Origin of the sequence: Mycolicibacterium neoaurum ATCC 25795 (assembly GCF_000691525.1) — a bacterium.
GTDB lineage: Bacteria > Actinomycetota > Actinomycetes > Mycobacteriales > Mycobacteriaceae > Mycobacterium > Mycobacterium neoaurum.
The window spans coordinates 1-12,429 of sequence record NZ_JMDW01000004.1 but is presented as its reverse complement, the minus strand read 5'-3'; the positions used below and the strand labels follow the sequence as shown (position 1 = coordinate 12,429).

14 protein-coding genes are annotated in these 12,429 nt (G+C 67.4%); 4 read left to right on the top strand and 10 right to left on the bottom strand.

The window, feature by feature from the left end; all coding sequences use genetic code 11:
* Positions 1-16: 16 nt before the first annotated feature.
* The 3 genes from smc to IC40_RS0104150 are packed head-to-tail and all read right to left on the bottom strand — an operon-like array spanning position 17 to position 4,315.
* Positions 17-3,604 carry a chromosome segregation protein SMC gene (smc, locus tag IC40_RS0104160; protein ID WP_030133499.1) on the bottom strand — a complete coding sequence of 1,196 codons (3,588 nt, stop codon included), beginning with the start codon at positions 3,602-3,604 and terminating at the stop codon, positions 17-19.
* A gap of 26 nt (positions 3,605-3,630) precedes the next feature.
* Positions 3,631-3,915, bottom strand: coding sequence for an acylphosphatase (locus IC40_RS0104155; RefSeq protein ID WP_030133498.1), 285 nt, complete (start codon positions 3,913-3,915; stop codon positions 3,631-3,633).
* A complete protein-coding gene (locus IC40_RS0104150; protein ID WP_019514132.1) occupies positions 3,899-4,315 on the bottom strand; it encodes an OsmC family protein in 417 nt (138 codons plus the stop codon). Before IC40_RS0104150 ends, IC40_RS0104155 begins: the two co-directional genes overlap by 17 nt.
* Before the next feature lie 112 nt (positions 4,316-4,427).
* Between IC40_RS0104150 and IC40_RS0104145 the strand changes: the two genes are divergently transcribed.
* Entirely contained in the window at positions 4,428-5,057 is a 630-nt protein-coding gene (locus IC40_RS0104145; RefSeq protein ID WP_051644267.1) for an Rv0361 family membrane protein, read from the top strand.
* On the opposite strand, the gene mutM is transcribed toward IC40_RS0104145, so the two are convergent.
* The 3 genes from mutM to IC40_RS0104130 are packed head-to-tail and all read right to left on the bottom strand — an operon-like array spanning position 5,044 to position 7,157.
* Positions 5,044-5,913, bottom strand: coding sequence for a bifunctional DNA-formamidopyrimidine glycosylase/DNA-(apurinic or apyrimidinic site) lyase (mutM, locus tag IC40_RS0104140; protein ID WP_030133496.1), 870 nt, complete (start codon positions 5,911-5,913; stop codon positions 5,044-5,046). The two genes, IC40_RS0104145 and mutM, sit on opposite strands and share 14 nt — an antisense overlap.
* On the bottom strand, positions 5,897-6,613 hold the full coding sequence (rnc, locus tag IC40_RS0104135) for a ribonuclease III (RefSeq protein ID WP_030133495.1): 717 nt from the start codon (positions 6,611-6,613) through the stop codon (positions 5,897-5,899). Before rnc ends, mutM begins: the two co-directional genes overlap by 17 nt.
* Positions 6,603-7,157, bottom strand: coding sequence for a YceD family protein (locus tag IC40_RS0104130; protein WP_030133494.1), 555 nt, complete (start codon positions 7,155-7,157; stop codon positions 6,603-6,605). The genes rnc and IC40_RS0104130 overlap by 11 nt, the downstream gene beginning before the upstream one ends.
* 196 nt (positions 7,158-7,353) lie before the next feature.
* On the opposite strand from IC40_RS0104130, the gene IC40_RS0104125 reads away from it, so the two are divergent.
* From IC40_RS0104125 to IC40_RS0104115, 3 genes are all read left to right on the top strand, one after another.
* Positions 7,354-8,520: an LLM class flavin-dependent oxidoreductase gene (locus IC40_RS0104125; protein ID WP_030133493.1), complete on the top strand. Its 1,167-nt coding sequence runs from the start codon at positions 7,354-7,356 to the stop codon at positions 8,518-8,520.
* Positions 8,521-8,626: 106 nt separating this feature from the next.
* Positions 8,627-9,001 (top strand): cupin domain-containing protein, encoded by a 375-nt coding sequence (locus IC40_RS0104120; protein ID WP_019514126.1) that lies wholly within the window; start codon positions 8,627-8,629, stop codon positions 8,999-9,001.
* A gap of 148 nt (positions 9,002-9,149) precedes the next feature.
* Positions 9,150-10,364, top strand: a complete 1,215-nt coding sequence (locus IC40_RS0104115; RefSeq protein ID WP_110783285.1) for an SfnB family sulfur acquisition oxidoreductase — start codon at positions 9,150-9,152, stop codon at positions 10,362-10,364.
* A 16-nt stretch (positions 10,365-10,380) separates the two neighbouring features.
* Here the strand turns inward: IC40_RS0104115 and sepIVA are convergent, their stop codons facing one another.
* The 4 genes from sepIVA to IC40_RS26390 form a co-directional block, all read right to left on the bottom strand.
* Positions 10,381-11,118, bottom strand: coding sequence for a cell division protein SepIVA (gene sepIVA / locus IC40_RS0104110; RefSeq protein ID WP_030133491.1), 738 nt, complete (start codon positions 11,116-11,118; stop codon positions 10,381-10,383).
* 89 nt (positions 11,119-11,207) lie between these two features.
* Positions 11,208-11,684 carry a pantetheine-phosphate adenylyltransferase gene (coaD, locus tag IC40_RS0104105; protein ID WP_030133490.1) on the bottom strand — a complete coding sequence of 159 codons (477 nt, stop codon included), beginning with the start codon at positions 11,682-11,684 and terminating at the stop codon, positions 11,208-11,210.
* Positions 11,685-11,695: 11 nt separating this feature from the next.
* A complete protein-coding gene (gene rsmD / locus IC40_RS0104100; protein ID WP_030133489.1) occupies positions 11,696-12,247 on the bottom strand; it encodes a 16S rRNA (guanine(966)-N(2))-methyltransferase RsmD in 552 nt (183 codons plus the stop codon).
* Positions 12,244-12,429, bottom strand: a 186-nt coding sequence (locus IC40_RS26390) for a biotin/lipoyl-containing protein (RefSeq protein WP_036469350.1), incomplete at its 5' end; no start/stop codon positions are given. The genes rsmD and IC40_RS26390, both read right to left, overlap by 4 nt.

Genomic DNA, 12,429 nt, shown 5'->3' with positions numbered 1-12,429 from the left:
CCGGCGCACACCAAAATCAGCCGGTCCCCACCAGGTCCTGACCACGCATCCGCTGCGAGATCACCTGAGTGATGCCGTCGCCCTGCATGGTGACCCCGTAGAGCGCGTCCGCGATCTCCATCGTCGGCTTCTGATGCGTGATCACGATCAGCTGCGACTTTTCCCGCAATTGCTCGAACAGGCCGAGCAGACGCCGCAGGTTCACATCGTCGAGGGCGGCCTCGACCTCGTCCATGATGTAGAAGGGCGACGGCCTGGCCCGGAAGATCGCGACCAACATCGCCACCGCGGTCAGTGACTTCTCACCACCGGACAACAGCGACAACCGCTTGACCTTCTTGCCGGGCGGACGAGCCTCCACCTCGATACCGGTGGTCAACAGGTCGTCGGGGTTGGTCAGCAGCAACCGTCCTTCACCGCCGGGGAACAGCGATGCGAACACCTGGGTGAACTCACGCTCCACATCGGCATAGGCATCGGCGAACACCGTCAAGATGCGCTCATCGACATCGGCGATGACATCCATCAGATCCTTGCGGGCCGCCTTCACGTCCTCCAACTGCGTCGAGAGGAAGTTGTAGCGCTCTTCCAGCGCCGCGAACTCCTCCAGCGCAAGCGGATTCACCCGGCCCAGCTCCGAGAGCTCCCGTTCGGCTTTCTTCGCCCGGCGCTCCTGAGTGGGCCGGTCGAACGGCATCGGCGCCGGCGCGGTGACCTGTTCCCCGCGCTCGCGTGCCTGCTCGTACTCGGCCATCTCAAGCTCGGTCGGCGGTAGCGGCACATCCGGTCCGTACTCGGCAATCAAATCCGCTGCGGCCAAACCGAACTGCTCCAGCGCCTGCTGTTCGAGCTGCTCGATACGCAGGGCCGCTTGGGCTTTGGCGACCTCGTCGCGGTGCAGCGAATCGGTCAGCGCGGTCAGCCGCGCCCCCAGTTCGGTGACCTCGGTGCGCACCCGGTTCAACGCCTCGGCCTGCGCACTCCGTTCGACGGCAAGCTGATCGCGGGTCCTCGACGCCAACGCCACCGCCGACGCCAGCCGAGCGGCCACCGTACAACCGGCATCGGCGACGGCCGCGGCCACCGTTGCCGCGTGCTCGCGCGCCTCCCTGGCCCGTGCCGCGCGCAAGCGGGACTCGCGCTCGGCCGCAGCAGATCGACGCAACGAATCTGCCCGGCCCCGGACGGCATTGGCGCGTTCCTCGGCGGTGCGCACGGCAAGCCGCGCCTCCACCTCGGTCGCGCGGGCGGCCTCGGCCGCCATGGTGAACTCCTGGCGCTCATCGGAATCGTCGACCTCGAACATCGGCGTCTGCTGCGCGTTGTGCAGTCGGGATTCCAGTTCGGTGAGCTCCTCGACGGTGGCGGCGCGGCCGGTCTCCAACTCATCGCGTTGCTTGAGCAGCCGCTGCCACTCGGCGTCGGCATTGCGCGATTCCTGCCCCAGGCGGCCCAGCTGCTCATAGACCGACGAGATCGCCGCATCCGACTCGTTGAGCGCCGCCAGCGCCTGTTCGGCGGCGTCCTGGCGGGCCGCCTGTTCTTCCTTGGCACCGGCCAACGCGGCCGCAAGCTCACCGGCCTGACGCTCGGCCGCCTCCAATTCGGTGCGGGCCTTCTCGATCTCGGAGGCGATCTCCAGGGTGGACACCTTGCGATCGGAACCGCCGCTGACCCAGCCGGCGCCGACCAGGTCTCCTTCGAGTGTGACCACCTGCAGATGCGGCCGGGCCGCCACCAGATCCAGTGCCGCGGAAAGCTCATCGACCACGACCACACCGGACAACAGCGCAGCGGTGGCGCCCCGCAACCGTTCCGGCGCCTCGACCAGATCGACCGCCCACTGTGCACCGGCCGGTAGAACCTCGTCGTCACGGCTACCATGTGCCGGCCAGTCCCCCAACAGGATCGCCGCACGGCCGCCGTCGGCTTCCTTCAGCGCGGCGACCGCGGCACGCGCGGTGCCGACGTTGTCGGCGGCCAGCGCATCCGCGGCCGGCCCCAGCACCGTGGCGACTGCGACCTCGTAGCCCGCGCGGACCCGAAGCAACTTCGCGACCGAGCCGAACAGGCCTGCGTCCGAGTGGTTTTCGAGCAACCAGGCCGCGCCGTCCTTACGCTCCAAGCCCACCGACAGGGCGTCGATGCGGGCCTGCAGCGACACTGCGGAACGCTCGGCACTGCGTTCGGCCGCCTGCAGTTCGGCCACTCGCTCGTCGGCAACACGCAATGCGGAAACCGACCGATCGTGCTGATCGTCGAGTCCCACCTCACCCTCGTCGAGCTCACCGACGCGGGCCTGAACCGTCTCGAATTCGGCCTGCGCCTTCTGCACGCGCGCGGCCGCTTCCTCGATGCGGGCCACCAACGTCGCGATCGTCTCATCGGTCGACTCGACCCGGGCACGCAAGGTGTCGACCTGTCCGGCCAGCCGGGCCAACCCCTCACGACGATCGGCCTCGGCGCGCGCCGCCGCCCGATGTGCGCGTTCGGCCTCGGCGGCCAGATTCTCCCGCTCGGAGAGTTCGGCACGGGCGTACTCCAGTGTCTCCCGCGCCGCTTCCAGCTCCGCCAGCAGCTCCTGCTCCATCTCGGCGATCTGATCGGCCTCGGCCTCCAGCGCATCGGGGTCCCGACCGGAGTCGACCTCGGGCTCGGCGTCGAGCAACTGGGTGCGCTCGGTGGCGATACGCACCGTGGCGCTGACCCGTTCGGCCAGCGCCGACAACCGGAACCAGGTCTGCTGGGCGGCCTCGGCCCGCTCGGTCAACTCGGCCACGGCACTCTCGTGAGCAGCAAGTTCGACGGTCGCCACCTCAAGACGCGACGTCACTTCGTTGTGCTCGCGACGCAGCGTGGTCTCGGCTTGGTTGGTGTCGTTGAACTCGGTCTGGCGACGCAGCAGGTCATCGGCGGCCAGTCGCAGCCGGGCGTCGCGCAGATCGGCCTGGATGGTCTGGGCGCGACGCGCCATCTCGGCCTGGCGCCCCAACGGCTTGAGCTGGCGGCGGAGCTCGGTGGTCAGGTCGGTCAACCGGGCCAGATTGGCCTGCATCGAGTCGAGCTTGCGGACCGCCTTCTCTTTGCGTTTGCGGTGCTTGAGCACGCCGGCGGCTTCCTCGATGAACGCTCGCCGATCCTCGGGCCGCGATTCCAGGATCTCGGAGAGCTTGCCCTGGCCGACGATGACGTGCATTTCGCGGCCGATACCGGAGTCGGAGAGCAATTCCTGCACATCGGCGAGCCGGCAGCGGCTGCCGTTGATCTCGTACTCGCCGGCGCCGTCCCGGAACATCCGGCGGGTGATCGAGACCTCGGAGTACTCGATGGGCAGCGCGTTGTCGGAGTTGTCGATGGTCAGCGTCACCTCGGCGCGGCCCAGCGGCGCCCGCGAGGACGTCCCGGCGAAGATGACGTCCTCCATCTTGCCGCCGCGCAGCGTTTTGGCGCCCTGCTCGCCCATCACCCAGGTCAGGGCGTCGACGACATTGGATTTACCCGAGCCGTTGGGGCCGACCACGCAGGTGATGCCCGGTTCGAAGCGAAGAGTCGTCGACGCGGCGAAGGACTTGAAGCCCTTCAGCGTCAGACTCTTGAGATGCATGCCGAGTTACCCTACCGGCGGGGCGATCAGCGTTCGCTGAAGCCCGTGATCGGGTCGCCCACCTCGGCCCAGTCGGCCACCACATTGTCGACGGTTCCCGGCGTGCCGCCGGACTGCAGCAGGTCCAGCAGACGCTGACAGTCCGCCCTGGCGCCCTGGGCGACCACGTGCACCCGCCCGTCGGGGCGGTTGGACGCGTACCCGGTCAGTCCCAGCTCGAGCGCCCGCGCGCGCGTCCACCACCGGAACCCGACACCCTGCACGTGACCATGCACCCAGGCGTTGAGTCGGACGTCAGGACTGGCCGACATCGGTGACCGCCAGCGTGACCTCGGTGCCCGCTTTCAGGGTGTTCCCGACGGTGCACACCTTGTCGATGGAGCGCCGCACGATCGTCAGCAGTCGGGCGCGTTCGTCCTCGGTCAGGCTGGAGAGGTCGACTTCGAGGCGTTCCTCCAGGTGCGGGTAGACCTCACGCTCACGGTCGGCGGCACCGGAAACCTTGATGGTGGCCTGGTAGTCGTCACCGAGGCGGGTACGCAGCGGATGATCACTGCTCATGCCGCTGCAGGCGGCCAGCGCGATTTTGAGCAGCTCGCCCGGGGTGAACACACCCTCGACGTCCTCGGAGCCCACCAGCACCTCGGCCCCACGGCTGCTCCGTCCGGTGTAACGGCGAACGCCGGTCCGCTCAACCCACAATTCGGTCATCGTCTACCTGCATCTCCTCGTATCCGACTGGTGTCCGCCGGCGAGTGTACGGACGCCGGCATGGTTGCCACGGGAGTTAGTGTTGAAAGACACCAGCTGAGGAGCCATCGCAGTGACGCAATACCCCCCGCAGCAGCCGGGGCCGCCCGGCCCGTGGGGCCCGCCGGGGCCGCCGAACACCCAGCCGCCGACCTTCGAGTATCCGGAGTATCCGGGCTACGGTGGGCAGCCCTACGGGTATGGCCTTCCGCCGCAGGGCTACCCGGCTCCCTATCCCTCGCCTCCCCAACCGCCGCGCGCAAAGAGCAAGACCGCGTGGTGGATCGCCGGCGGCGTCCTGAGCGTCATGTTGGTTGCCGCCTTGGTGATCGGCGGGGTGTTCCTGGTGCGCGGCGGTGGCGACATCCTGGTCTCCAGCGATGAAGCCGAGATCACGCAACTGGTCGAGGATTTCAGCGCGGCAGGCAACACCGGGAAGTTCTCGGAGTTGGGACAGTACTTCTGCGCCAACGAAGCGGCCATGTTCGGCGCTCTCGGCGAGCTCGGTCAGATCCTGGAGGGCATCGAGCTCCCGCAGACCGCGCCGACCACCGATATGAAGGCAACCGACATCAAGGTCAAGGGTGACGTCGCTTCGGCGACGGTGGAGCCCGGTGGCTCGTTCGAGACCGCTTATTTCCGCAAGGAGAACGGTCAGTGGAAGGTCTGCATGTCAGCGGCGGTGGAGTTCAACCAGCGCTAGCGGTACGCCGGACCCGCGGCCGGGGTTGGCATTTCGGGCAATAGAACGACGACCGATTCATGAACTTGTCACGTTGCATCGGCGCACCGCAACGCCGGCACGGTTCGTCCACCCGGCCGTAGGCCTCCAGTGACCGGTCGAAGTATCCGGATTCACCGTTGACGTTGACATACAGCGAATCGAACGATGTGCCACCCTGCCCGAGGGCTCCCGTCATCACCTCGGTCGCCGCATCGAGGATTTCGGCGAGCTGTCGGCGGGTCAGCGCCGAGGCCAGTCGCGCGCCGTTGACCTTGGCCCGCCACAGCGCCTCGTCGGCGTAGATGTTGCCGATACCGGAGACCACCGTTTGATCGAGAAGCTGACGCTTGATCTCGGAATGCTTGCGCCGCAACACCGTGACGACGCCGTCGCGGTCGAAGGCCGGGTCCAGCGGATCCCTGGCGATGTGTGCCACCGGCTCCGGGATCTCGGTGCCATCGATGGTCACCAGGTCGGCCAGCATCCAACCACCGAAGGTGCGCTGGTCGACGAAGTTCATCGAACTACCGTCGGTGAACGTGGTCGCGATGCGCAGGTGGGTGGGGTTGGGCACCTCACCGATGAGCATCTGCCCGCTCATCCCCAGGTGCACGACGATGGCCTCGCCACTGCTCATCGTCAACCAGAGGTATTTGCCGCGGCGCCCGGTGCCGGTGATCTGGGTGCCGCGCAGGCGCGCGGTCAGGTCCAGCGACCCGGCCACATGCCGGCGGGCAGCGCGCGGATGCAGCACCTGGACATCGGCGATGGTGCGACCAAGCACGTGCGCGTCCAGTCCGCGCCGCACCACCTCGACCTCAGGGAGTTCCGGCACCGTCGGTCTCGTCGGTTCCCGCGGCGTCGAGCGTGCTCCACGCCGCCGCAGCCGCTTTGAGCTCGGCTTCCTTCTTGGTTCGGCCGACACCCCGGCCGTACTCGCGCTCCGCCAGTGTCACCACGGCGGTGAATTCCTTGTCGTGGTCGGGACCCTGTGCCGTGACGGTGTAGGTGGGCGGCCCGAGCCCGCGCGCCACGGTGAGTTCCTGCAGGCTGGACTTCCAGTCCAGACCCGCGCCCAGCGTCGGGGCGGTATCGAGCAGTTCGCTGAACAGTCGCAGGATCACCTCGCGTGCGGTGACGGTGCCGAATTCGAGATAGATTGCACCCAAGAGTGATTCGACACCATCGGCCAGAATGCTCGACTTGTCGGCACCGCCCGAACTCTCCTCCCCCTTGCCCAGCAGCAGGTGTTGGCCCAGCCCGAGCTTGCGTCCCACGTCGGCCAGCGCCTGGGTGTTGACGATGCTGGCGCGCAGCTTGGCCAGGTCACCCTCGGGGCGATCGGGATGGCGATGGTAGAGCTCTTCGGTGATGGTCAGGCCGAGCACCGCGTCACCGAGGAACTCCAGGCGCTCGTTGGTGGGCAGCCCACCGTTCTCGTAGGAGTAGCTGCGATGGGTGAGCGCGATGGTGAGCAGATCGGCAGGTAGCCGCACACCCAGTGCCTCGCTCAGCGCCTCGTGCTCAGCCGTCACTGCTGTCCCCGACCTCGTCGCGCAGTGCGGCGAGCTTTGCCCAGCGCGGATCGATCTTCTCGTGCTGATGTCCGGGCTCGGCCTCGGCGAGCACGATCCCGCAGTCCGGGCACAACCCGGCGCAGTCCTCGCGGCACAGCGGAGTGAACGGCAGGACCAGTCCGATGGCGTCGACGATCGCCTGTTCGATGTCCACCCGGTCGTCGACGACGCGCCCCATCTCGTCTTCCTCGGTGGTCTCCTCGGTCGCGCTACCCGGATAGGCGAAGAGTTCGGTGAGATCGATGCTCACATCACCGGTGACGGGCTCCAGGCACCGCACGCATTCACCGTTGGTGGGCGCCGAGACCGTTCCGGTCACCAGGGCACCTTCGGACACCGACTCGATACGCAGATCGAGCTCCAGCGGGGCGCCCTGCTCGATGCGGATCAGGTCCAAGCCGATACGTGACGGTGCGGGCACCGTCTCGTGAACCTCCATCAACGAGCCCGGCCGACGACCCAGGCGCGAGATGTCGATCGCGAGCGGACTCTTGGCGGACATGGCTCTAGATTCTACGTGGGGCCCATACCGCTGACCGGGGGCCGATCCCGGATCACCGAGATTTTTATGTCTCTGGCCCCGCCGTGCCCGGTGAGATCGGTCGCGCGGGCGCGCCCCAGGGTTGACCGCGCGCAGCCACCCGATCCGGCGTCGATACTCGACGCCACGAGATCTTCGGCTGCGTAAGGACTGATTTGTGACCGTGAAGTTGCACTGGTTTCTGCCCACCTACGGCGACAGCCGACTGATCGTCGGGGGTGGTCACGGAACCCCGGCGGGGTCCGCGAGCGGCGACCGGGACGCCTCGATCGACTATCTGGCGTCGATCGTGCGGGCAGCGGAACGCTTCGATTTCACCGGCGCGCTCATCCCGACCGGGGCATGGTGTGAGGACGCGTTCATCACCGCGGCCCTGCTGGCCCGCGAAACGACATCCCTGGCCTTCCTGGTCGCGTTCCGGCCGGGTCTGGTCAGCCCGACCCTCTCTGCTCAGATGGCGGCGACCTTCGCACGGCACGCGCCCGGACGAATTCTGCTCAATGTCGTCGTCGGCGGCGAGGCACATGAGCAGCGCTCCTTCGGCGACCACTTGGACAAGGACGCGCGCTATCACCGGGCCGACGAGTTCCTCGATGTCGTGCGCCGGTTGTGGGCCGGGGAGACCGTCACCCGCAAGGGCTCCTATATCGATGTCGAGGAGGCGGCCCTGGCATTACCGCCCAACCCGATCCCGCCGCTGTACTTCGGTGGCAGCTCCCAGGCCGCCGGGCCGGTTGCCGCGCGCCATGCCGATGTGTACCTGACCTGGGGTGAGCCGCCTGCCGCGGTGGCCGAGAAGATCAACTGGATTCGCACGGAGGCCGAGAAGGAGGGCCGCAAGCTGCGCTTCGGGATCCGGTTGCACACGATCTCCCGCGACACTTCCGCAGAGGCATGGGCCCAGGCAGACAAACTGATCGCCGCACTCGACGAGGAGACGGTGGCGAGCGCGCAGGCCGGCTTGGCCCGTAGCCAGTCCGAGGGCCAGAAGCGGATGTTGGCGTTGCACGAGAGCAACCGGACCAACGGAACCTGGAGTGATGCAAGGAGTCTGGAGATCGCACCGAACCTCTGGTCGGGCGTCGGTCTGGTGCGCGGCGGGGCCGGAACGGCATTGGTGGGCAGTCACACCGAGGTGGCCGAACGCATCGCCGAGTACGCCGCCATCGGCATCGACGAATTCATCTTCTCCGGTTACCCGCATCTGGAAGAGCTGTTCTGGTTCGGTGAGGGCGTGGTGCCGATCCTGCGTCGGCGTGGATTGTTCAATTCCGGCTCCGACGAGGCGCCCAGCGTGACGATTCCGTTTGTCGGCGCGCGCTGAGGGGCATGGTTCGGGAGCCCTAACGTCGGCGTAATCTCGCCGAAATTCTCCGATGGTTTCCTCTCATCAGACCGAGTTTCATGAGAGAGATCACGATGGAGGTCCAGTGACGAGCACCGCCCCACCCATCTTCCAGGTGACATCCGGTTTCTGGCAGACACTTCCGCAGATGCCGGATGAGCAGTACCCCGGAACCGAAGGATTCATCGACGACGTCTACGCCAATCCCGATGGCGTGCCGATGTGCTCGGGATACTTCGAACTACGCAATACCGATGCGCCACTGGACTATTACTACGCCTACGACGAGATGAAGGTCGTCCTGGAGGGCGAGTTCCGACTGGAGAACCCGGATACCGGGCAGGTGCAGATCGCTGGACCCAAGGACGCCATCTTCTTCCCCAAGGGTTCGCGGATCCTGTTCTCCACCCCGGACCGTGCCCTGGCCTTCTACGTCGGCTACCGGTCTTTCGCACCCTGATCACGTTGCCGGACAGCATGATCGAATGCTTCCGGGTCGACGACAGCCTGGCCCGCTTCCTGCAACGCTAGAATCCGGCTGAGCCGAACGGGTGCACCACCGACGCGGCGGCGGGCACGATCCCGAGGTGACTCCACGTCTTCACTCGATTGTCGGCGCACCGGGCGCCCGCATCACCGACCCGGCCCATGCGCTGGCCTTGGCCGCCGAACTGTCGGCGTCGTTCGCCGAGGGCGCCGCGGCCCGGGACGCCCACCGGGAGCTGCCGCACGCTCAGGTGCAGGCCCTCAAGGACTCCGGGCTGTTGGCGCTGTCGGTACCCATCGAGTACGGCGGGATCGCCGCCCCGGCCACGGTGCTCGCCGAGGTGTTCCGACTGCTGGCGCACGGCGACCCGTCGCTGGCACAGATCCCGCACTCGCACTTCACCTTCCTTGAAGCGCTGCGCTTACAGGGCAGCGATGCCCAGCGTGCGTTCTTCTACGAGAAGGTGCTCGGTGGAGCGCTTTTCGCCAACGCCCAGTCCGAAAAGGGTCCGCATCCGATCGACGTGGACGCGACCACACTGATCCGCGATGGCGAGGACTATGTGCTCCGAGGCCGCAAGTACTACTCGACCGGTGCGCTGTTCGCCGACTGGGTGATCGTGCGGGCTTCACTGCCCGACAGGCCCGGCCAGACACCGACCTCGTCGACCCCGAAGGCGTTGGCGTTCATCGCCGCCGACACCGATGGCCTGCAGGTCGTCGACGACTGGGACGGAATGGGCCAGCGCACCACCGCATCGGGCACCGTCACCCTCGACGAGGTGCGCGTGCCGATATCGCAGGTGGTGCCGTTCACCCCGATCTTCTCCCGGCCCACCACCTATGGTGCGCGCGCACAGCTGCTGCACGCCGCACTCGATGTCGGCATCGCCACCGCTGCCCTTGGCGAGGGTGTTCGGCAGGCCGCCAAGGCCCGACCACATTTCGAAGCCGGCGTCGACAGCGCGGCCGGTGATCCGACGGTCGTGCAGATCGCCGGTGAGCTGACGGTGACGGTGCGCGGCGCTCAGGCGTTGCTCGTCGAGGCCGCTCGAGCGGTCGATTCAGCGGCTGCCGATCTCGACGAGGACAGCTCCGCGGCGGCCTCGGTAGCCGTCGCGATCGCGAAGGTGGCAGCGACCAGGGCGTCACTCGACGCGTCGAGCACGCTGTTCGAACTCGGCGGGACCCGCAGCGCGTCCGGTGCGGCCAACCTGTCCCGTTACTGGCGCGATGCGCGCACCCACACCCTGCACGATGCAACCCGCTGGAAGGTGCAGCACATCGGCCGCTACACCCTGTCGGGCACCAAGCCGCCACGGCACGGGCAGCTCTGACGCAACGGCGGGGTGGTTACCGCGTGGCGTAGTCGTGGGTGCCGGCCGCGGTGCGCAGCTGATGGCGGCCACGGCTCACCGAACGCAGCGTGCCGTTGAGGTAATCCTCGAACTCGGCAAGCTTGCTGTCGACGTAGATATCGCATTCGCCGCGCAGCCGGTCGGCCTCGGCGTGTGCGGTGTCGACCAGTCGGGTCGCCTCGGCGGTCGCGGTCTGCACGATCTCGGTCTGCGACACCAAGCGCTGCTGCTCCTTGATGCCCTCCTGGACGGCCTTTTCGTAGGACAGGTTGCCGTTCTCGATCAGGCGGTCGGCTTCGGACTTGGCGCGGCCGGTGGTGGCCTCGTATTCGCGCTTGGCGGTGGCCGCGATGCGCGCGGCCTCCTCGCGCGCCTCGCCGACCATCCGCTCGCTGTGCGCACGTGCCTCGGCGACCATCCGGTCGGCCTGGGCCTTGGCATCTGCCAGCAGTCGGTCGGCCTCACCGCGGGCGTGGTTGACCAGCGAGTCGGCCTCGGCCGTCGCGGTGGCGACCATCGACTGCGAGTGCTCACGGGCCTCGTTGAGCATCCCGTCACGGGCGTCGAGTACGTCCTGGGCATCGTCGAGCTCACCGGGGATCGCGTCCTTGATGTCGTCGAGCAGTTCCAGCACGTCGCCGCGCGGCACCATGCACCCGGCCGTCATCGGCACACCACGCGCTTCTTCGACGATCGCGCTCAGCTCGTCAAGGGCCTCAAAAACTCGGTACACGGCAGCACCCTCCAGGCGTCGTTGTTAGTGACCAGTGTGCCTGGTGTTACTCGTGTGACTCGGCTTTGCGACCGGTGTGTCGCGGAACGCTACTTCTTCAGCTTGTCCCGCAGCCGGACGTTGACCGGTTCGGGCAGCAGTTCGCTGACGTCACCACCGAGCGCGGCGACCTCCTTGGCGAGCGAGGACGACACGAAGGCGTACGCGGGAGTGGTCGCGACGAAGAACGTGTCGACCCCGGCGACGTGCTTGTTCATCTGCGCCATCTGCAACTCGTATTCGAAGTCCGTGCTCGAACGCAGTCCCTTGACGATGGCCGTCAGTCCGCGCTCCTTGACGAAATCGACCACCAGTCCGGACCCGGATTCGACGCGCAGGTTGGGTAGGTGCGTCGTCGAGGCCTCGATCAGCTCGATGCGCTCGGCCGCGGTGAACATCCCCTTCTTGTTTGGGTTGACCAGCACCGCCACCACGACCTCGTCGAACTGGGCAGCTGCCCGTTCGAAGATGTCGACGTGGCCGAGGGTGACGGGGTCGAAGGATCCAGGACATACGGCGCCACTCATGACCCGAGACGCTACGCGATGATGCCGAACTCCAATCGGGTGTCTCCGTAGCGACGCTCGTCATCGGCTTCCCAATCGCTCGGCCAGGTCAGTGCCGCCGCCCCGGCGGGCCGTTCGATCACCACGACGGCACCGGCACGCACCCAGCCGTTGGCGCGCAGGGCGCTCAACACCTTCTCGACGGCGGCGGTGCTCACCTCGTAGGGCGGGTCGGCAAACACCAGATCGACAGGCCGGCCGCTGGATTGGACGACCTTGTCCACCGGAGCACGGCGCACCGCGGCCCCGTGGGCGCCGAGCGCGTCGATGTTCGCCTCGATCACCGCAGCGGCCCGCCGATCCGACTCGACGAACAGCGCCGAGGACGCACCGCGGGACAGCGCCTCCAGGCCCAGGGCTCCGGACCCCGCGTACAGGTCCAGCACCGCGATACCGTCAAAATCCAGCCGAGTGGTCAGCACGCTGAACAACGATTCGCGCACCCGGTCGGTGGTCGGCCGAGTCCCGCTGGCAGGCACCGAGATTCGGCGCCCGCCGAAGGCTCCGGCAATGATCCGGGTCAGTTCGAACCCCCGGTCGCCTCGCCCTTACCCGCCGAACCCACCACCACCAGCAGATCACCGCCTTCGACTTGGGCGGTGCCGGTGACGGCGATGCGGGCGACGGTGCCGGCCTTGGGGGCGGTGATGGAGGCCTCCATCTTCATGGCTTCGATGGTGGCGATGGTTTGTCCGGCCTGCACGGT